Annotated in this window: 14 protein-coding genes and 1 pseudogene; 8 read left to right on the top strand and 7 right to left on the bottom strand. The window is 71.6% G+C overall.

Translation table 11 applies throughout. The annotated features are described in order from the left end of the window. Window positions 1–219: 219 nt before the first annotated feature. From HED23_RS13045 to HED23_RS13030, 4 genes and pseudogenes are all read left to right on the top strand, one after another. Complete coding sequence (locus HED23_RS13045) at window positions 220–2,019, top strand: AMP-dependent synthetase/ligase (RefSeq protein WP_203183579.1); 1,800 nt, start codon at window positions 220–222, stop codon at window positions 2,017–2,019. A gap of 137 nt (window positions 2,020–2,156) precedes the next feature. Next, window positions 2,157–2,993: an aldo/keto reductase gene (locus HED23_RS13040; protein WP_203183578.1), complete on the top strand. Its 837-nt coding sequence runs from the start codon at window positions 2,157–2,159 to the stop codon at window positions 2,991–2,993. A 170-nt stretch (window positions 2,994–3,163) separates the two neighbouring features. Next, a pseudogene (locus tag HED23_RS13035) lies at window positions 3,164–3,547 on the top strand (NADPH-dependent FMN reductase); the annotation flags it as partial. 430 nt (window positions 3,548–3,977) lie between these two features. Further along, window positions 3,978–4,472 carry a MarR family winged helix-turn-helix transcriptional regulator gene (locus tag HED23_RS13030; RefSeq protein ID WP_238442354.1) on the top strand — a complete coding sequence of 165 codons (495 nt, stop codon included), beginning with the start codon at window positions 3,978–3,980 and terminating at the stop codon, window positions 4,470–4,472. 21 nt (window positions 4,473–4,493) lie between these two features. On the opposite strand, the gene HED23_RS13025 is transcribed toward HED23_RS13030, so the two are convergent. After that, window positions 4,494–5,237: a class I SAM-dependent methyltransferase gene (locus HED23_RS13025; RefSeq protein ID WP_203183576.1), complete on the bottom strand. Its 744-nt coding sequence runs from the start codon at window positions 5,235–5,237 to the stop codon at window positions 4,494–4,496. A gap of 63 nt (window positions 5,238–5,300) precedes the next feature. On the opposite strand from HED23_RS13025, the gene HED23_RS13020 reads away from it, so the two are divergent. Continuing rightward, a complete protein-coding gene (locus HED23_RS13020; RefSeq protein ID WP_203183575.1) occupies window positions 5,301–6,263 on the top strand; it encodes a LysR family transcriptional regulator in 963 nt (320 codons plus the stop codon). An 18-nt stretch (window positions 6,264–6,281) separates the two neighbouring features. Here the strand turns inward: HED23_RS13020 and HED23_RS13015 are convergent, their stop codons facing one another. The 5 genes from HED23_RS13015 to ligA all read right to left on the bottom strand — a co-directional run bounded on the left by HED23_RS13015 (window position 6,282) and on the right by ligA (window position 13,807). Continuing rightward, window positions 6,282–6,587: a 4a-hydroxytetrahydrobiopterin dehydratase gene (locus HED23_RS13015; protein WP_203183574.1), complete on the bottom strand. Its 306-nt coding sequence runs from the start codon at window positions 6,585–6,587 to the stop codon at window positions 6,282–6,284. A 133-nt stretch (window positions 6,588–6,720) separates the two neighbouring features. Beyond that, a complete protein-coding gene (locus HED23_RS13010; protein ID WP_203183573.1) occupies window positions 6,721–7,464 on the bottom strand; it encodes a YoaK family protein in 744 nt (247 codons plus the stop codon). A 119-nt stretch (window positions 7,465–7,583) separates the two neighbouring features. Further along, window positions 7,584–9,902, bottom strand: coding sequence for a protein translocase subunit SecD (gene secD, locus HED23_RS13005; protein ID WP_203183572.1), 2,319 nt, complete (start codon window positions 9,900–9,902; stop codon window positions 7,584–7,586). An 812-nt stretch (window positions 9,903–10,714) separates the two neighbouring features. Continuing rightward, window positions 10,715–11,560: a rod shape-determining protein gene (locus HED23_RS13000; RefSeq protein WP_203183571.1), complete on the bottom strand. Its 846-nt coding sequence runs from the start codon at window positions 11,558–11,560 to the stop codon at window positions 10,715–10,717. A gap of 150 nt (window positions 11,561–11,710) precedes the next feature. Further along, window positions 11,711–13,807: an NAD-dependent DNA ligase LigA gene (ligA, locus tag HED23_RS12995; RefSeq protein ID WP_238441935.1), complete on the bottom strand. Its 2,097-nt coding sequence runs from the start codon at window positions 13,805–13,807 to the stop codon at window positions 11,711–11,713. Between the two features lie 228 nt (window positions 13,808–14,035). On the opposite strand from ligA, the gene HED23_RS12990 reads away from it, so the two are divergent. The 3 genes from HED23_RS12990 to HED23_RS12980 all read left to right on the top strand — a co-directional run bounded on the left by HED23_RS12990 (window position 14,036) and on the right by HED23_RS12980 (window position 16,742). After that, window positions 14,036–14,971 carry a DUF1996 domain-containing protein gene (locus tag HED23_RS12990; protein ID WP_203183570.1) on the top strand — a complete coding sequence of 312 codons (936 nt, stop codon included), beginning with the start codon at window positions 14,036–14,038 and terminating at the stop codon, window positions 14,969–14,971. 84 nt (window positions 14,972–15,055) lie between these two features. Next, window positions 15,056–15,646 (top strand): DUF305 domain-containing protein, encoded by a 591-nt coding sequence (locus tag HED23_RS12985; RefSeq protein WP_203183569.1) that lies wholly within the window; start codon window positions 15,056–15,058, stop codon window positions 15,644–15,646. Window positions 15,647–15,686: 40 nt separating this feature from the next. Next, window positions 15,687–16,742, top strand: coding sequence for a LacI family DNA-binding transcriptional regulator (locus tag HED23_RS12980; RefSeq protein WP_203183568.1), 1,056 nt, complete (start codon window positions 15,687–15,689; stop codon window positions 16,740–16,742). A 13-nt stretch (window positions 16,743–16,755) separates the two neighbouring features. Here HED23_RS12980 and HED23_RS12975 read toward each other — a convergent pair whose 3' ends face one another. Next, window positions 16,756–19,092 (bottom strand): phage holin family protein, encoded by a 2,337-nt coding sequence (locus HED23_RS12975; protein ID WP_203183567.1) that lies wholly within the window; start codon window positions 19,090–19,092, stop codon window positions 16,756–16,758. Window positions 19,093–19,103: the final 11 nt, after the last annotated feature.

Genomic DNA, 19,103 nt, shown 5'->3' with positions numbered 1-19,103 from the left:
ACAGATTCGGTGGAGATACCCGCCCCAGCTACTTACTCCGCGGTCAGATGTCTGCCCGAGCGTTGCCCATCTGGCCCGATTTCTACGGCTGCCCTGGCCAGATGCCACGTTTTCCGGAGACTTCGGACCCTCCCGCGGCCTCGTACGGTGAGGTAGCGTCGCGGCGCCGTGCGGAGCGCCACAAGGAGCAGGTCATTGCGCGAGTTCACTGTCCCACCCATGGCCGCTGCCCCTCAAGTCGGCGGTCTTGCCGATACCGTCTTCGACTTCGCCGAGGAAGATCCCCACCGGATCGCCCTCGGCCGCAAGGACGCGGAGGGAAGATGGCACGACGTGTCCGCCTCGGCGTTCCGTGACGAGGTGCTCGCTCTCGCCAAGGGGCTGATCGCACACGGCATCAGGTTCGGCGACCGGGTCGCCCTGATGTCCCGCACGCGCTACGAGTGGACCCTCTTCGACTTCGCCCTCTGGACGGTGGGCGCGCAGTCCGTGCCCGTCTATCCGACCTCGTCGGCCGAACAGGTCCTGTGGATGCTGCACGACGCCGAGGTCGCGGCCGTGATGGTCGAGCACGAGGACCACGCGATGACGATCGGTTCGGTGATCGACCGGCTGCCGAATCTGCACCGGCTCTGGCAGCTGGACGCCGACGCGGTGACCGAACTCGTCGACGCCGGGGCACTGGTCGACGACGAGGTCGTGCACCGGCACCGCCGCGCGGTGACTCCCGACTCGGTGGCGACGGTGATCTACACCTCCGGCACGACGGGGCGTCCCAAGGGCTGCGTGATCACCCACGCCAGCTTCATGTTCGAGGCCGACACCATGGTCGGCCGCTGGCATCCTGTGTTCCTCTCGAAACCGGGCGAGGAGGTGGCGACACTGCTCTTCCTGCCGCTCGCCCATGTCTTCGGCCGCATGGTCGAGATCGCGGCGCTGCGCGGCCGGGTCAAGCTGGGACACCAGCCCGAGCTGTCGGCGAAGGCCCTGATGCCGGACCTGGTCTCGTTCCGGCCCACCTTCATCCTGGCGGTGCCGTACATCTTCGAGAAGGTGTTCAACGGCGCGCGGCGCAAGGCGGAGTCGGAGGGCCGCGTCGGTGCGTTCGACAAGGCCGTCGAGGTGGCGGTGAAGTACGCGGAGGCGCTGGAGGAGCGCGCCTTCGGGACCGGCCCCGGGCCGTCCGCCGGACTGCGGATGCAGCACCAGTTCTTCGACAAGGTCGTCTACCGCAAGCTCCGGGAGGCGATGGGCGGCCGGGTCCGGCACGCCATGACGGGTGGCTCCGGTATGGACCGGCAGCTCGGGCTGTTCTTCGCGGGTGCGGGCGTCACGGTCTACGAGGGCTACGGGCTCACCGAGACGACCGCCGCCGCCACGGCCAACCCGCCCGAGCGCACCCGGTACGGGACGGTCGGCCAGCCGATCCCCGGGACCTCGGTGCACATCGCCCGGGACGGCGAGATCTGGGTGCACGGCGCCAATGTGTTCTCCGGGTACCTGGGCCGGCCGAAGGACACGGACTCCGTACTGCACGACGGGTGGCTCGCCACCGGCGACCTGGGTGCGCTCGACGAGGACGGGTATCTGACCATCACCGGGCGCAAGAAGGAGATCCTGGTGACCTCCGGGGGCAAGAGCGTGGCCCCGACCGGCCTCGAGGAGCGCGTGCGCGCACATCCGCTGGTCGCACAGTGCATCGCCGTGGGGAACGACCGGCCCTACATCGCGGCTCTGGTCACCGTCGACCAGGAGGCGGTGGAGCACTGGCTCGCCATGCAGGGCCGCACCGCGATGCCCGCCGCGGACCTGGTGCGGGACCCCGACCTGGAGATGGAGGTGCGCCGGGCGGTGGTGGCCGCGAACACAGCGGTGTCCCAGGCGGAGTCCATCCGCACCTTCCGCATCCTGGCGCACCAGTTCACCGAGGAGCACGGCCTGCTGACCCCGTCGCTCAAGCTGAAGCGCAAGGCGATCGAGACGGCGTACTCGGCCGAGGTGGACGCCTTGTACGGGTGAGCGCGCGGGTCTTCCCTGGCGGTGCGTCAGGGGAACATTCTTCCGGTTCACAGGATCCGGGCAGGTGGGAATGGTTGGGCTCGCCTGTTCGTTCCCCTTGGGAGTACCAACCGACCGACGTAAAGGATCGACTGCTCGTGAGCCAGGTCCCCACCATCACGCTCAACAACGGCCTCGAGATGCCTCAGCTCGGCTTCGGCGTCTGGCAGGTGCCGGACGCCGAAGCCACGACGGCCGTGGCCACGGCCCTGGAGGCCGGGTACCGGAGCATCGACACCGCCGCGATCTACGGGAACGAGGCGGGCACGGGTAAGGCCGTCGCCGCCTCCGGTGTGGCCCGTGAGGACCTCTTCCTCACCACCAAGCTGTGGAACGCCGAGCAGGGCTACGACTCGACGCTCCGCGCCTTCGACGCGTCGCTGGACAAGCTGGGTCTGGACTACGTCGACCTGTACCTGATCCACTGGCCGGTCCCGGCCAAGGACGCCTACGTCGACACGTACAAGGCCTTCGAGCGCATCCTCGCCGACGGCCGCGCGAAGTCCATCGGTGTCTCCAACTTCAACCCCGAGCACCTGGAGCGCCTGCTGGGCGAGACCTCCGTCGTCCCCGCGGTCAACCAGATCGAGCTGCACCCCCAGCTCCAGCAGGCCACGTCCCGCGCCTTCCACGCCGAGCACGGCATCGTCACGGAAGCCTGGTCGCCGCTGGGCTCGGGCAAGGGCCTCCTGGAGGTCCCGACGGTGGTCGCCGTCGCGCAGAAGCACGGCCGGACCCCGGCCCAGGCGGTGCTCCGCTGGCACCTGCAGACCGGACACGTGGTGATCCCCAAGTCCGTGACGCCGGCCCGGATCGCGGAGAACATCGACGTCTTCGGCTTCGAGCTGGACGCCGACGACCTGGCCGCCTTCGCCGCTCTCGACGAGGGCAAGCGCCTCGGCTCCGACCCGGCGGAATTCAATCTGGGCGCCTGACTCCACACGCCCGCACGGCGCCCCCACCGCAGTCGCGCGGTGGGGGCGCCGTCGTATTCCGCCGGGCCTGTGACTTCCGTGCTTCATTCCCGTGAACAGCTCCGAAGGTGAGTTGACGCATCACCTCGACCCCCCGCAGCCTTGAGTTGACACATCAACCCGCTCCTTGGATGAGGGAACCGTCGATGCCCAGAATTGCCGTGATCGTAGGAGGTGTCCGCCCGGGCCGCGTCACCCGAGAGGTGGCGGAGTGGGTGCACACGACCGCTTCCAAGCGCCCGGAGTCCGACTACGAGCTGGTCGACCTGGCGGACTACGACCTGCCGGCCTACGACGAGGCGCTTCCGCCTCAGTACAGGAAGTACGAGAACGCCCACACGAAGCGCTGGGCGGCGAAGATCGGCGAGTTCGACGGCTTCGTCTTCGTCACGCCCGAGTACAACCACAGCGCACCCGCCGCGCTGAAGAACGCCCTGGACTACATCTACGGCGAGTGGAACGACAAGGCCGCCGGGTTCGTCAGCATCGGCGCGGCCGGCGGCGTGCGAGCCGTCGAACACCTCCGCCAGATCACGGCGGAACTCCAGATCGCGACCGTACAGGCGCAGCTGCCGCTGCCCGTCTCGGTCGACTTCCCGGACTACCCCTCCTTCTCGCCGTCGGAGACCCGGGAGGAGGAGCTCGGCCGGGTACTGGACCAGCTGGAGACCTGGGCGGACGCCCTGAAGCCCGTCCGCGGATATCGGCGGACCGCCGGATCCCCGGCGCCGATGCGTGGACGAGCCCTCGGCCCGGGGAGGGGGCTCGTCCGCGCGTGGACGGCCTCGGCGTCCCACGCGCCCCCGGCCCCCCTCACCACCGGAACCGCACGCCACCCCGAGCCCCCGCACCACCGGAACCGAGGACCACCCCCGGCCCCCCGCACCACCGGGACCGCACGCCACCCCGGCTCCCCGCACCTCACTCCCGGTAAGATCTGCGGCCATGAACAGCACCTCGGACCATCTCTCCCCGAGCGAGGACCGCGTCTGGCGCGCGTACTTCGAGACCCAGGTGCTGTTCTGGAAGCGGCTCGCCCAGCAGCTCCAACAGGACACGGGGCTGTCCGAGCCCGACTTCGCCATTCTCAGCGCACTGGTGGAGGCGCCCGACGCTCGGCTGAGGGCCTTCGAACTGAGCGGTGTCACCCAGTTCGAGAAGAGCCGTCTGCATCACCATCTCAACCGGATGATCGGACGCGGCCTGCTCACCCGTGAGCAGTGTCCCGGGGCCTCCCGGGGCACGGTGATCGTCCTGAGCCCTGACGGCCGATCCGCCATCGAGGCCGCACTGCCCCTCCGCGCCGGACACATCCGCCGATGGCTCACGGCTCCTTTGGACGACGGCCAGATCAGGGCACTGGCCGAGATCTCCGAGACGATGCTCGGCCATCTGCGCACGAACGAATCCACGCCGGACGCAGCGAGCGACTGCGGTTGACCCGCCCGGCGCCCGGACTCCTCAGTACGGCCTCCGGAAGGCCAGCAACCGGTAGGCGGGGTCGGGGCGGGACGCCCCGGCGCCGGGCAGCGCCGTGAGTTCCTCCGCCAGCCGGGCGGCAGCCGTCCCGGGCAGGGCGAGCCGCGACGCGTAGTCGCCCCGCAGCACCGCCCGGGCGGTGCGCGAGGGCGAGCGGCCCTGTCCGTGCCCGGTGAAGCCGGCCTCGCCCGCCGCCTCCAGGCCACAGGTGTCCGCGTACCCGGTGACCACGTCCGCCGCGTCGGCCGGCCGCGAGCTGAGATAGGGGGCGAGCACGGTGTCGATGTCGCTCCCCACGTCATGGCCGGCGTCCTTGTCGACGGTGGTCACGAACACCCCGCCGGGCCGCAGCACCCGTGCCGCCTCGGCCACCACCTCGCCGACGGAGCCGTCACCACGCAGCAGGTGCAGCAGCCAGACGGCGCTGACGGCGTCGAGCGTCCCGGCGGCCACCGGCAGCCGCCGTACGTCGGCGAGGGCGACCGCACCGATCCGCTGCCGGGCGACCCGCGCCATGCCGTACGAGGCGTCGGCGCCGAACACCCTCAACCCGGGTCGGGCCAGGGCGATCTGCTCCGTGACGGATCCCGTACCGCAGCCGATGTCCAGCAGTGTGCGGCCGGGCGGCGGCACCAGCCCGAGAACGGCCTCGGCCGCCGCCCGGGCGCGGGGCAGTCCCCCGCGCGTGGCGTCGTACCGAGCGGCTTCGGCGTCGTAGTCCAGCACGGGACAACTCTAGAGTGCGCTCCACGTCTTGCCGGTGCGCCCCGACGGCCATAACGTGCGCGCATGGAGCTGGAGTTACGTCATCTGCGTACGGTACGGGCCATCGCCGACACCGGCAGCCTCACCAAGGCCGCAGCGGCTCTGGGGCTCGCTCAGCCCGCGCTCAGCGCCCAGTTGAGGAGGATCGAGAAGGCCCTCGGCGGCCCGCTCTTCGACCGGGACCACACGGGGGCGCGGCCCACCCCGCTCGGCGAACTGGTGCTGGAGCGGGCCCGGGTGGTGCTCCCGGCGGTCAGCGGGCTCCAGGAGGAGGCGGTGCGCTTCGCCAACGACTGGGCCACGGTGGAGCGCTTCCGCCTCGGCGGCACGCACGGCCCGCTGCTCGGTGGGCTCGTCGACCGGCTGGCCGCCGCGCACCCGACGGCGCCGGTGACCACGCACACCTCCTGGTCGGTGGCGGAGATCGCCTCGCTGCTGATCGACGGCAGGCTCGACTTCGCCCTGATCGGGGCCTGCGGGGAGAGCCCGCCGCCGATGGCGGACCGGCTGGTCTGGCAGCTGATCGGGATCGATCCGGTCTTCGTCATGCTGCCCGAGAAGCACCCGCTGGCGGGCGAACGGGAGCTGGAGCTCTCCGCGCTTGCCGACGAATGCTGGGCCGACGTACCGGGCGACGGGTGCTTCGCCGACTGCTTCGCCGCCGCCTGCGCGCGGGCCGGGTTCACTCCGGTGTCCGTGTACGAGACGGACACCGCGTCCGTAGTCCATCTGGTCCAGGTGGGCAGGGCGATCGGGCTGTGCCGGGCCACATTCCCCCCGGCCCCGGGCCTGGTGACCCGGCCCCTCGTGGGTTCACCGCTGAGCTGGCGCCATCTGCTCGGCCGGCATCCCCGCTCCCCCGCTGCGGGCGCCGCGGCCGGTGCGGTGACCGGGCACACCCGCTCGGCGTACGCGGAGGCGGTGCGGCGCAGCGACAGCTACGCGCGATGGCTCGCCGCACATCCCCGCTTCGGTCCGGCGCCCTGATCTCCCGGGCCCTTGTGGCTACTTCGCCCCGTGTCCGGCGGCGACGGCCTCGACGCGGGTGGCCAGCGCGAGGTCCTTACGCGTGACGGCGCCACCCGCGTCGTGCGTGTTCACGGCGAGCGCCACGGTGTTGTATCCCAGCGTCAGGTCCGAGTGGTGGTTGAGCTCCTCCTGGATCTGGGCGATGTGGACGGTCAGTCCGGTCGCGGCGAAGTGGGAGGGCAGCCGGTAGGTACGGGTGATCCGGTCCCCCTCGAGCTGCCATCCGGGCAGTTCGCGCAGACCGGCCTCGATGTCGTGGGCGGACAGCGGTTCAGCGGGCATATCGACGACTCCTGAGACGTATCGGTGCGGTCAACGGTGCCCGTGACGTTACGGTCCGGGTACGTCGGCTGTCGCGCCTGACACGGGACGGGTCCCACCCATCGCTGCCCGTCCGCCGCCGGCCGTGGCCGCCTCATGTCCTGACGAGTGGCCGCGTCCACGGGGCGTCGCTCCGGGCCAGCAGGGATGCCACCGTACTCATCGCGGCCAGGAGGCCCACCGCGATCACGAGTGGCAGCGCCGGGTGCACGTTCAGCGCGGCCAGGGCCCCGAGGAAGGCTCCGGCCAGGATGGCCACGGCGGAGAGCACGCGCCGCCCCGCCCGGCTGCCGGGCCCCCTGGCGATCCTGCTGTCGGCCACGGCCCCGGTGAGGGTGCGGGTCAGCACGGTCGTGGTGAGGTCGGGTACGGCGAGCGACCGGACCGAGGCATTCTGCACACCGAGTCCGACACCGAGCAGCACGATGAGGGTGAAGCGGACGCCCCCGGTGTACGGACCGCCCGAGACCAGCGTGACGATCATGGCGGCGGTGACGAAGACGGTCTCGACGAGGAGCGCGTGCTGCAGCTGCCGGCCCCGGTGGGCCCTGGCCAGATGGACGGTGACACCGCCGGCCAGGGCCCCGCCGGCGAACGACAGGAGCGCCACCGCCGAAGCAAGCATGGAGAAGCTCGGTGCGCCCGCGAGGGCGAAGCCCATGAAGACGACGTTCCCCGTCATGTTGGCGACGAAGACGTGCCCGAGGAGCAGAAAACTGAAGGCGTCGACCAGCCCGGTGAGCACCGTCAGGGCGAGCATCACCGGTGGCAGCGGCCCGTGAGGGCCGTCCATGTCGGGTACGAGCGTGTCCCGGGCCTCACGCAGCACGACGGGCATGAGCGGCACACTCCGAATCACTGGATGTGGTCAGGATTGTGCCGCAGCCCGGCGGTCGTTCCGCCCGTACGCGCCGGGCGGGGCCGCATCCGCCCTGCCCGGCACGTCGCGGCTCGGCGCTATACGCGCGCCCCGTTGTCCGCGGGGTCCCGGCGTGCCCGCCCGGCCGCCGTCCTGCGCCCCGGTGCCCGTTTCCGGGCCGGTGGCGGGGCCTTGCTGCTCCTCTCCAGGAGGAGCGCCCCCGGTACGGCGGTCATCACGGAGGAGTAGGTCCCCACACAGATGCCGATGATGAGGGCGAGGGCGAAGTCCGCGAGCGAGTCGCCGCCCAGCACGGCGAGGGCGACCAGGATGAACAGGGCGCCCATCCCGGTGTTGACGGTGCGCGGGACGGTCTGCAGAACGGCGCGGTTCGCCACATCGGCGACCGGGGTGCGCCGGTTCCCGGCCCACAGCTCCCGGACCCGGTCGAAGACCACCACGGAGTCGTTGACGGAGTAGCCGATGACGGTGAGCAGGGCGGCGAGGAAGATCCCGTCGACGGGGCGTCCGAGCCAGGCGAAGGCGCCGATCAGGATGAGGACGTCGTGCACCAGGGCCCCGACCGAGGCCACGGCGAACGTCCAACGGAACCGGGCCGCGAGATAGACGAGCTGCACGAACACGGCCACACCCAGGGCGATCAGGGCGTTGCGCCGCAGTTCGTCGCCGAGGCTCGGACCGATCAGCTCGTCGCGCACCTTGGTGGCCCCGCCGCCCTCCTCGGCCAGCGCGGACCGCAGGGCGTGTTCGCCGTCGTTGTCCAGCTTCCCGGTGCGCACGGAGAGGTCGCTCTCGCCCGTGGTGGTGACCTCGGCATCGGTGAAGCCCGCGGCGGCGATCGTGTCGCGGGCGGTCTCGACGTCGACGGGCCGGCTGGTGGAGTACTCCACCAGCCGGCCACCGGTGAATTCGACACCGAGGTCCACACCGCGCACGAGGATGCCCGTGACGGCGACGAGGACGAGTGCGGCGGACACCATCAGCCATCGGCGCGGTGCCCGGAACAGCTGGGGATCGCGTGCGTTCAGCCACGTACGGACGCGGCCAGGCCGTGCGATCCCGTTGACGCCCCGGTAGTCGTTGACGAACCGGGATCCCGCCGCGAGCTCGGTGAGCGCGCGGGCGATGACGAGCGCGGAGAACATCGAGACCAGGACACCGATGGCGAGGGTGACTCCGAAGCCCTTGACCGGCCCCGAGCCCAGGAAGAAGAGGAGGCCGGCGGCGATCAGCGTGGTGATGTTGGAGTCGGCGACGGCGCTCCAGGCGTTACGGAATCCGGCGGTCAGCGCGGAGCGCAGCGTGCCGTTCCGGCGGGCCGCATACTCCTCGCGCGCCCGTTCGAACACAAGGACGTTGGCGTCGACCGCCATTCCGATGGCCAGGACGAAGCCGGCGAGACCCGGGAGGGTGAGGGTGACGCCCAGGGCGACGAGAGCCGCATAGGAGATCACGCCGTACGCGGCCAGAGCCAGCACGGCGAGAGCGCCGAAGAGCCGGTACACGAAGGTGATGAGCAGCGCGGTGGCGGCGGCGCCGATGAGAGCGGCCCGGGCGCTGGCGTCGATGGCGGCTGCACCGAGCGTCGGGCCGACGGTCCGCTGTTCGACGATCTCGACCGGTACGGGGAGTGCCCCGCCCTTGATGAGCAGGGCGAGATCGCGTGCCTCGTCGGCGCTGAACGAACCGGTGATCTGTGTGGAGCCCGAGGGCAGCCCCGCCTTGCAGCCGACCGACGGATCCACCTGCGGCGAGGAGATGACCTGCCCGTCGAGGACGATCGCGACGCGACGCCGTTCGTCGCCGGCGGGGTTGCAGGCGGCGTCGCCGGTGAGCCGGGTCCACTCCCGGCCCGCGTCCTTGTGGAAGTCGAGCGAGACGCTCCAGCCCGTGCCCTGCTGGGCGTCGAATTCAGCGGTGGCGTCCTTGACGCCGGCGCCGGAGAGCTGCACCGGGGCGAGGTCCAGCAGTCCGCCCTGTTCGTCGGGGAGTGTCGGGCCGCTCTCGGCCGTTTCGCTCCCCTCGTCCTTCGTCTTCTCGGTCCCGGGGCCCTGGACGGCGTGGAAGCTCAGCTGGGCGGTCCTGCCGATGACCTCGGCTGCCTGGCGCGGGTCCTGGACGTCGGGCAGTTCGACGATGATCCGGTCCTCGCCCGAGCGTGTCAGGGCCGGTTCGGCGACGCCGAGCGAGTCGATGCGCTGCCGCAGTACCTCCAGGGTGCGATCGGTGCTCTCCCGGTCCGCCTTCGCGGTGCCGGAGTCCTTGGCCTGGAGCACCATCCTGGTGCCGCCCTGCAGGTCGAGGCCGAGTCTGGGTGACATGGTCAGCGTGATGAACACGGAGACGAGCAGGACGGCGGCAGCCAGAACTGCTCGCACCGTGGTGGCGCGAGTCATGGGGATCCCCTTGAGTGGGCGTCGTCCGCCCTGGCCTCAGAGAGGAGGGCGGGGCGACGGGTCTGTGGAACAGGACCGGCGAAGGGCCGGCTGACCGGCCGTCGCCCCTGGAGGACCCCGCACACCGGGCAGGGCCGCACGGACCCGGACGACCACGGGGTCCGCGCCCGCCGCCCCCGGTGCGACACCGCGAGGCAGGGGCAGGCCCTGCGGTCGCGGTGGCAGGGCGCCGTGACCGGGCGGAGGCACGTGGTGCGGAGCGTGCGGACGGTCGGCGCCCGCACGCGGCCCAGGTACGGGGACGGCCTCCGTCCGCCATGCGGGGACGGGCAGGACGGCTGCCTCCGGTCCGGAGACATGCTGGACGCTGTGGGCGGCATCCGCGACGCTGCGGGCACCACGGGGGACGCTGTCGGCAACACGCCCGGCGTCGTGAGCAGTGGGTCCGGGAGCGGTGTCATGCGCAATGGGACCGGCGTCATGCGCAAAGGAACCGGCGCCGTTAGAAGTGGGACCGGTGCCATCGGCAGTGGGACCGACAGGACCGGCATCGTGAGCGACGTGGCCGACGACCTGTGCGGCGGTACCGGTGGAGTACGGGTCGGAGACAGCGGCATGCGCGGCAGGCCCGGCGGCATACGCCTCGGCGAGGCCCCGCACGGATGACGCGGCTCCGGCTTCCGCAGGCGCGGCGCCGAGAAGAGTCAGGACGGTGAGGAGCAGTGCGGCGAGGACGTGCCGAGCCTGGTGGGGCGGTGAGCAGTGCGGCCCCCGCCGGGGTGCGTTCCCCCGGGGTGCCCCCGGGAGGGGGCTCACCTCAGCCGGACCGGACGGCCGGAAACCGCGTCTGCGCCCACCGGACCCATGGCGGATTCCAGGACGAGCGCAGCACCCCGTACGACAGCGGTCGCCGGGTCATGGGCGATGCGCACCGGTACACCGAGGCGGCCCGCGATCCGGCCGGTGACATCACTGTGCAGCGCTCCACCGCCGGTCAGCACGGGCCCGCGGCGCAACGCCCCGCGAACCGCGCCGTGCTTGTCCTCACGCCACATGGACGTGATCATATCGAGGACGTTCCTGACGAGTTCGGCAGGCATCGACCGCGGTTCGAGATCGCTGAGCCCCGCGTCGGCCTGGCGGGCGTCGACGACCGTTCCGTCGACGAGCAGGGCGACTTCGGTGAGCTCTGCACCCATGTCGACGACCAGCACGGGGCCGCCGTCCAGCTGCCCGGCGCACGCCGCCACGGCACTGGCGCTGTTGAGGACGACGGCCCCGGACACGCCCAGAGCGGCGAGCAGCTCCCTCGCCTGCGCGCGGTGTTCCCGTCCGGCAAGCACCGGGTGACTGAGCACGATCACGCTGTCCTGCCTGTCGGCGCCCAGCGCGGTGTCGGCGAGATGCCCCAGCAGTCCGGCGCACGACTCGGCATCGACGATCTGCCCCCGCCGGACCGGCCGACGGGCCCCGTCCCCCCATCCGGCCGGTCCGCCGGTGACGAGGCCCTGCCCCGGGACCCAGGCACGGGTCCCGGAGCTGCCCAGGTCGATGGCCAGTCCCCTGACGGGAGCGAGCCGGTGCCCGCCACCGGCGTGCGCGTCCTGCCGCCGGAGGGCCGGCCGGCTGTGTCGCCGTCCGTCACGCGAAGAACGCATCGGCCCTCACCCTCAGGTCCTGACGCCCTCAGCCGCCGGCACCCACCGACTCACTGATAGCGAGGCATAATCGATCCCTCACTATGCAATACAAGGTGAGTAAACGCCAGCCCTTCGGCAATCCCAGGCTCTATGGCTGAGTGCGCCTTCTCATGCCTCCAGCGCCAGATAGTCCTCGACGAGCTCCGCGAACTCCTCGGGCGCGGCTATCCGGACACCCAGGTCCTCGGCCTTGGTCCGCTTGGATCCGGCCTTCTCCCCGGCGACGAGCAGACTTGTCCGCTTGGAGACGCTGGAGGAGGACTTCCCGCCGGCCCGCTCGATCAGCTCGTTCATCTGGTTGCGCGAGAGCTCCTCCAGGGCCCCCGTCATGGCTCCGGTCACGACGACCGTCATTCCGGCGAGCGGCAGACCGGCCGCCGCAAGGTCATCGGCGCCGTCCTCCTGCGGGGCCCCGGGCTCCGGCGGAGGCGTCGCGCCGGGCTCCGCCATGTTCACCTCGGCGGCCACCAGCTTGCCGATCAGCGGCGCCAGCTCCTCCAGCTCCGCGACGACCGCAGCCGCCTTCTCCTTGCCTATCCCGTCCACCCGCTGCAGCGCCTCCGCGTCCGCGGCGACGATCCGGTCCATCGAGGCGAAGTGGCGGGCGATCCGGCGGGACATGGAGCGGCCCGTGCCGCGTACGCCGAGGGCGCAGAAGACGCGGGACAGCGGGCGCGTCCTCGCCGCCCCGATGGCGGCCAGCAGGTTGTCGGTGGAGGTCTCCCCCATCCGCTCCAGGGAGAGCAGCTGGTCCCGCTCCAGGGTGAAGAGGTCGGCGAAGTCCTGGACGAGGCCCGCGTCGACGAGCTGGACGACCCGTGTGGCGCCGAGGCCTTCGATGTCGAGCTGATCACGGCCGGCCGCGTAGGAGATGGAGGCGACCAGGCGGCAGTCGCGGCCCCGGGTGCAGCGCCAGCGCTGCTCACTCATGTCGATGTCCGAGCCGCACCGGGGGCAGACCTCGGGGAATTCGACCGCCTGCTCCTCACCCGTCCGCAGATGCGCGACAGGTGCCTCGATCCGGGGGATGATGTCGCCCGCCTTGTAGACCATCACATGGTCACCCAGGCGCAGATCGCGCCGGGTGATGTCGGCGGGATTGTGCAGCGTGGCGTAGCTGACGGTGGATCCGTCGATCTCGACGGGCTCCAGCACGGCGCGCGGCGCGATGATACCGGTCCGGCCGACGTTCCACTCGACTCCCAGCAGCCGGGTGACCTTCTCCACGGCCGGGAGCTTGTAGGCGATGGCCCAGCGCGGCGCCCGCGTTCCCGATCCGGCGTCCCGCTGGTCGGCTGCCAGGTCCGCCTTGATCACGATGCCGTCGATCCCGAACGGCAACGAGGCACGCAGGGCGGCGATGTCCTCGACCCCGGCCTGCACCTCCTCGGCCGTGGTGACGGTGCGCGGAGCGACAGCGGTGTCCGCCGCCGTGTGCACGCCGAGACCGGCGACGTACTCCAGGACCTCGCTGTGCGGGAGTTCGGCGAGAGTCGCGGACAGATCGCCGGAATCGGGCAGCGCGAGCGCGCCGTACGCGAAGAAGGTCATCTCCACGCGGTACGGACGGTCCTTGGCCCGCAGGGTGCCCGCAGCACCGTTGCGCGGATTCGCGAAGGGCGCGGCCCCGTGCTCCGTGCGCACCGTGTTGGCCCGCTCGAACTGCTCGTCGGTCATCAGGATCTCGCCACGCACCTCGAGGGTGACGGGAGCGCCCAGCCGCTCGGGCAGTCCCAGCACCGTGCCGATCGCGTGCGAGACGTCCTCACCGGCCGTCCCGTCGCCCCGGGTGATCAGCTGATCGAGGCGGCCCTGCCGATAGCGCACCGCGACGGCCAGACCGTCGAGCTTGGGCTCCACACTCCAGGCGGCGACGGGGCGGCCTATCCGCCGCTCCACGGACGCGGTCCAGGTGACGAACTGCTCGGCGGAGAACACGTTGTCCAGCGAGAGCATCGGGACGGTGTGCGGCACGTCCCCCGACAGCGCCCCGCCGGCGACCTTCCCGGTCGGCGAGGCGTCCAGCACCTCCTGCGGGTGCTCCTCCTCGTAGGCCGCGATCCCGCGCACCAGCCGGTCGTAAGCATCGTCGTCGAGGGTGCTCTCACCCGCGGTGTAATACGCGGCGGCGGCACGCTTCGCCTCTTCCACGGCGGCCGCGTAGGCGGCGGTGTCGGCGAGCACGCCGGCTGAGTTCGTCGTCATGAACACCATCCTGCCGTCCGCCACTGACAACGCCCCCTGAGCCCATTCGCGAGAGAGCGCTCTCCCGTTACCCGCGAGGCCAACTCCATTCAAACAGCAGGCAATTGTCGACCCCTCGCGACATCTTGACATGCTTGCGTCACACTTCTACGTTCCTTGAGAGAGCGCTCTCTCCCCTGGCCGGACCACCGGTCGGGAGGAACCCCACTTCCTCGGAACAGGAGTGCCGTGCTCCTTCTCAACAGACGTACGACCGAACCCGGCAGACGCACAGCCCTGTCACGATGGCGCTACCGGATCGCCGGGCTGGCCGCCGCCGCACTGGCGGTGTCCCTCGTCCAGGCCAACGCGGGCAACGCTGCCGGCGACCGCCCCGCACCGCCCGGAGCGAAGGCGGCCGCCGACGTCGTCCGGGTCGCCGAGTTCCTGGCCGAATGCCCCTACACGCACCGGGCTCCCGACGACCCCATCGTGCTGCCCGGCCTGCCCGGCGCCTCGCACATGCACAGCTTCTTCGGCAACGACTCCACCGACGCCCACTCCGACCTGGCCTCGCTGGAGAGGGCCGGAACCAGCTGCTCACCCGTGACCGACCTGTCCTCGTACTGGGTTCCCACGCTGTACGACGGCGACAAGGCGGTGGAGCCGACCGGCACCACCTTCTACTACCTCGGCGAGGGGGTACGGGACGACATCATCCGGACGATCAAGCCGTTCCCCCGCGGTCTGCGGATCGTCGCGGGCAACGCGAAGGCGACCGGCCCCGGTGACAACACCATCTCCCGCTGGTCCTGTCTCCACCACGGCGAGGTCGACCCGTCCCACGACTTCGTCAACTGCCCGGCGGGCTCGATGATGGAGAGCTACCTGGACTTCCCGCAGTGCTGGAACGGCACCGACCTCGACTCGGCCGACCACAAGAGCCACATGGCCTATCCGGTGGGCGGCGCCTGTCCGTCGACCCATCCGGTCCCCGTCCCCAAACTGCGCCAGGTCCTGCGCTATCCGGTCAACGGCGACCCGGCGCGCTTCCGGCTGGCCTCGGGGCGCGGATACACGATGCACGGCGACTTCTTCAACGTATGGCCCGAGGCCGAGATGGCCCAGCGGGTGCGCGACTGCATCAACGCCATCATCAAGTGCGGTGCCGACGGCACGCCCTGACGGGCAGTCCCGTACACCCCCACCGGCGCCTGCCCGAGCCCGCGCGGCCCGGGCAGGCGCCCTCCCCCGAAGGACAACCTGCCGATGACGGCTCGTCGCACCGCAGCGCTGCTCCTCCTGCTCGCCGTCCTGACGTCGTGTGGCCAGGAAGGAGAGCGGGCATCGCGCACCGAACCCGCGCCGTCGCGTACGCCGACGGCCGCCGCGTCGGCGGACGCCACCGATTCCGCCTGGGTCCAGTTGATGATCCCCATGAACGAGCAGGCCATGGTCCTGCTGGACCTCGCCGCGGAGAGGAGCACCGGCCCCCGGTTGCGGTCCTGGGCGGCTCGCCTGCGCGGCGCTCAGAACACCGAACTCCTGTCGCTGCGTGAACTGCGGGACCGGATGGGGCTGCCGGACACCGATGTGCACGAGGGCCACGACATGCCCGGCATGGTGACGGCCGACGACCTCGAAAATGCCCGCAAGGCCGAGGGAGCCGCCTTCGACAGCTTGGTGGTGGCACAGATCCGCGACCACCTGCGCCGCTCGGAGCAGGTCTCGCGCTCCGAGACGACGGCCGGCGGCCGGGCCGACGCCAGGGCGCGGGCCCGGAAGCTCGTCACCGCGCGCGGGGAACAACTGGCCGCGCTGACCGCACTGTGCGCGGGCAAGGCCGCTGACGTGCCGTAACCCTTCGCCCGCCCATCGGATCACCCGGTATAAAGACTGCATGACTGTCGACGTTCCGCCGCCCGTACGCCCCGCCACCTTGGAGGACGTGGCCGCGGTGGCGGGCGTCTCCCGGGCGACCGTGTCCCGTGTGATCAACGGTGCGACCACGGTGGACCCGGCACTGCGGCGCGTCGTGGAGGAGGCGGTGGCCACCACGGGCTACGTGCCCAATCGTGCCGCGCGTTCGCTGGTGACCCGGCGGACGGATTCGATCGCACTGGTGGTGTCGGAGCGTGAGCGACGCCCGGTGTCCGAGCCGTTCATCGGCCGGATGTTCTCCGATCCGCACTTCGGGCGGGTGGTCGGCGGGCTGATGGACGTGCTGCGTCCGGCCGGCATCCAGATGGTGCTGATGCTGGCCGACGACGAGGCGTCCCGTAACCAGTTGCTGTCGTATCTGCGCCAGGGGCACGTGGACGGAGTGGTGCTGATCTCGTCGCACGCCGACGACCCGCTGCCCGCCCTGCTCCATGAGACCCGGCTGCCCGCGGTGCTGGCGGGCCGCCCCCGCAGGCCCTCGCCGCTCACCTATGTCGAGGCGGACCAGCGGGCGGGGGCCCAGATGGCGGCCGACCACCTGGCGGACCTCGGAAGACGGCGCATCGGAACGGTCGCGGGCCCGCAGGACATGCCTGCGGGGCAGGTGCGTCTGACCGGGTTCCTGGACGCGCTGGAACAGCACGGCATCGGGGACGTGGTGACCGCGGAGGGGGACTTCACCCACTCGGGCGGGGCATCGGCGATGCGGCAGCTGCTGCGCGAACGGCCGGATCTGGACGGGGTGTTCATCGCCTCGGACCTGATGGCCCTGGGTGCGCTGCCCGTACTGCTGCGGGCCGGCAGGGACGTGCCCCAGGATGTGGCGGTGGTGGGATTCGACGACAGCAACGCGGCGGTGGCGTGCGATCCGCCGCTGACGACGGTGCGTCAGCCGGTGGAGGAGATGGCGTCCGAGATGGCCCGGCTCCTCCTGAAGCAGATCGGTAAGCCGGCCGAGGGCCCCGCGCCGTCCGTGGTCTTCCATCCGACGCTGGTGCGGCGCGAGTCCGCCTGACGGCCGGATCCCTTCATCCGCGTGAACCCGGGACGGAGTCGTCGGGACCCGGGACGGCAGGCAGCGGTCCGACCTCACGGACCGGGTCACCGGACCGCCCTGCTTCGACGTCCCGGGCGGGAGGGGCGGCAGTCCTGGAACGGGCCGGGCCGGGTTCGCGGGCGGGGCCGGGTACGTCCGCGCCGGCCTGCCCGCCCGGGAACGGCTCGTCCACCCGCACCGCCCCCGTGAAGCCCTCCTGCCGCAGAGGCACCTGCGGGCCGGAGAGCTCCCTCAGCCAGCGCGCGAGCACCCGGTGCACGGCCTCCGCGCCCACCGGACCGCCCGGAGGGATCCCCACCGGACGGGACGGAGACTCCCCCCGGGGGATTTCCGCCGCCACGGCGTCGAGCGGGTCCGTCAGCGTCCGCGGCCACAGCAGGAACGGCCTCGACTGTTCGCCGCCGAGTCCGCCGTGCGAGCCGATCTGCTCCTCGAAGGCGTGCACACGGCCGGTCTCGGGGTCGTACATCGAATTGACCATGACGTCCGCGACGTGCGGGAAGCCGTCGGTCCGCCGTACGGCGTCCGCCGCACCAGTCCCGAAGGCGGCGATCGGGCCCTCCCCGTCCGTCAGCTCCGCGAGCGGGATCTCCGCACCGCCCCGGCCGAGCACCACCGACCCGTGCTTCTGGCTCCGGACGAGCAGGAAGCCGATCCCCGGGTGGGCGGCGAGCGTGCTGAGCAGCGCGGGGTAGCGGCGGTCGAGCTGCTCACGCGATGCCCGGCCCTCGATGTCCGGGAACGACAGCAGTCCGAGGTTTCCGGAGGCGAGCACGACCGGGTCGGAGGCCTTCGCCGGGTGCTCGGCCTCCTGCTCCCCGGCGACGGGCCTGTGCAGCGCGATGCGCACCGCGTCGCGTGCCTCCGAGGCGCTGCGGGTGCGCTGGGCCCGGCGGGGTACGGGCAGCCCGCAGCCGGCCCGTACGAGATCCTTGAGCGTGAGACCGTACCGTCCCGCGAAGGTCTCTCCCGGGCTCTGGCCGTGGTCGGACAGCAGCACGATCCGGTAGCCGCGCGGAGTGTGGTCCGCGATCTTCAGGATGAGGCCCAGGGAGCGGTCGAGCCGTGTCAGGACCTTCTCCGCGTCCCTGCTGTGCGGCCCGGAGTGGTGGGCGACCTCGTCGTAGGCCACGAGGTCGGCGTAGACGGCGGTGCGTCCGGCGAACATGTCGCCGATCACCGCGGCGACCACCACATCGCGTTCGACGACGGTCGCGAACGCCCGGATGAAGGGGTAGAGCCCGCCCCGCTTGACCCGGGGTGACTCCTTCCGCACCCGGGCCCGGACGGACTGGCCGATCTCACGGCCGACCTCCGCGACGAAGGACAGGGCTGTGCGGACGGCGTTGGCGGGGTCGGAGAAGTAGGCGAAGTAGCCGGCGCGCGAACGCCTTCCCTTGCCGAGCCTGGCGGCCATCGACAGCACCAGGGCGAGCTGGTCCGCGCCGCCGCTGAAGAGGTTGCCCCGGCTCGCGCCGTCGACGGTGAGCAGGCCGCCGTCGTGGGTGCGGGCGATGGCCCTGCGCTGGAGTTCGAGGGCGCTCGCCGGTCTGCTGGAGACCATGACGGTGCCGGTCTCCTTCTCGAACCAGCGGAAGGCCGGCACATCGAAGTTGCTCCCGTGCAGGATGCCGAGCTGGCTGGCGCCGGTCTGGCTGGACCAGTCGGTGGTCCACGGGGTGAGCCGGTGGCCCGCCCCGTCGGCGAGCAGACCGGCCACGGTCGGCATGACACCGTCGGCCGCCGCCTGTTCGAGCACGTCGTGACCCACACCGTCGAGCTGGACGAACACGATTCCGGGTGGGCCGCCCCGCCCGCCGTCGGCGCCCGGCGGCGTACCGCTGCGTCTGCGGCGCCGGTCGGCGAGGCGGGAGAGTCTGCGCCGGTAGGCGTCGTCGTCGCGCACCGCGAGTGCGGTGGAGGTCGCGGAGGCGACCGCGGACATGACGGCCGCCACGACGACCGCGGTCTCCGGGTTCGCGTCGCCGCGCCCGTCCGGGATGAGGCGCAGGGCGATGAGCAGCAACGAGCCGTTGAGGAAGAAGACCAGGGCGCCCAGCACCAGCGCGGGCACGATCAGCAGCGCCCTGACGAGCACGGGCCAGACCAGGGCGGAGAGCAGACCGAAGGCCCCCGCGCCCCAGGCAGCGGTGAACGCCGTCCTCGTGACGGTGTCACCGTCGTCGGCCTGGAGCCGGAAGTCGGGCAGGATCCCCGCCAGTGCCAGCATGGTGAGGGTGGACACGGCCCACACCGTGACCACGCGTATGAGGGTTCCGCCCGCCGTACGCCATCGCCCGTCACTCACGCCGTTCCACC

The organism is Streptomyces pratensis (assembly GCF_016804005.1).
Taxonomy (GTDB): Bacteria; Actinomycetota; Actinomycetes; order Streptomycetales; family Streptomycetaceae; genus Streptomyces; species Streptomyces pratensis_A.
Note: the sequence above shows the minus strand (reverse complement) of the source record. Positions and strands in the feature narration are given on the sequence as shown.

Bases quoted from the DNA above. Each gene is read 5' to 3' on its own strand.
- HED23_RS13045 (WP_203183579.1), top strand. From the start codon at position 220: ATGGCCGCTGCCCCTCAAGTCGGCGGTCTTGCCGATACCGTCTTCGAC.
- HED23_RS13030 (WP_238442354.1), top strand. From the start codon at position 3,978: ATGAACAGCACCTCGGACCATCTCTCCCCGAGCGAGGACCGCGTCTGG.
- HED23_RS13020 (WP_203183575.1), top strand. From the start codon at position 5,301: ATGGAGCTGGAGTTACGTCATCTGCGTACGGTACGGGCCATCGCCGAC.
- HED23_RS13015 (WP_203183574.1), bottom strand. From the start codon at position 6,587: ATGCCCGCTGAACCGCTGTCCGCCCACGACATCGAGGCCGGTCTGCGC.
- HED23_RS13010 (WP_203183573.1), bottom strand. From the start codon at position 7,464: ATGCCCGTCGTGCTGCGTGAGGCCCGGGACACGCTCGTACCCGACATG.
- secD (WP_203183572.1), bottom strand. From the start codon at position 9,902: ATGACTCGCGCCACCACGGTGCGAGCAGTTCTGGCTGCCGCCGTCCTG.
- HED23_RS13000 (WP_203183571.1), bottom strand. From the start codon at position 11,560: ATGCGTTCTTCGCGTGACGGACGGCGACACAGCCGGCCGGCCCTCCGG.
- ligA (WP_238441935.1), bottom strand. From the start codon at position 13,807: ATGACGACGAACTCAGCCGGCGTGCTCGCCGACACCGCCGCCTACGCG.
- HED23_RS12985 (WP_203183569.1), top strand. From the start codon at position 15,056: ATGACGGCTCGTCGCACCGCAGCGCTGCTCCTCCTGCTCGCCGTCCTG.
- HED23_RS12980 (WP_203183568.1), top strand. From the start codon at position 15,687: ATGACTGTCGACGTTCCGCCGCCCGTACGCCCCGCCACCTTGGAGGAC.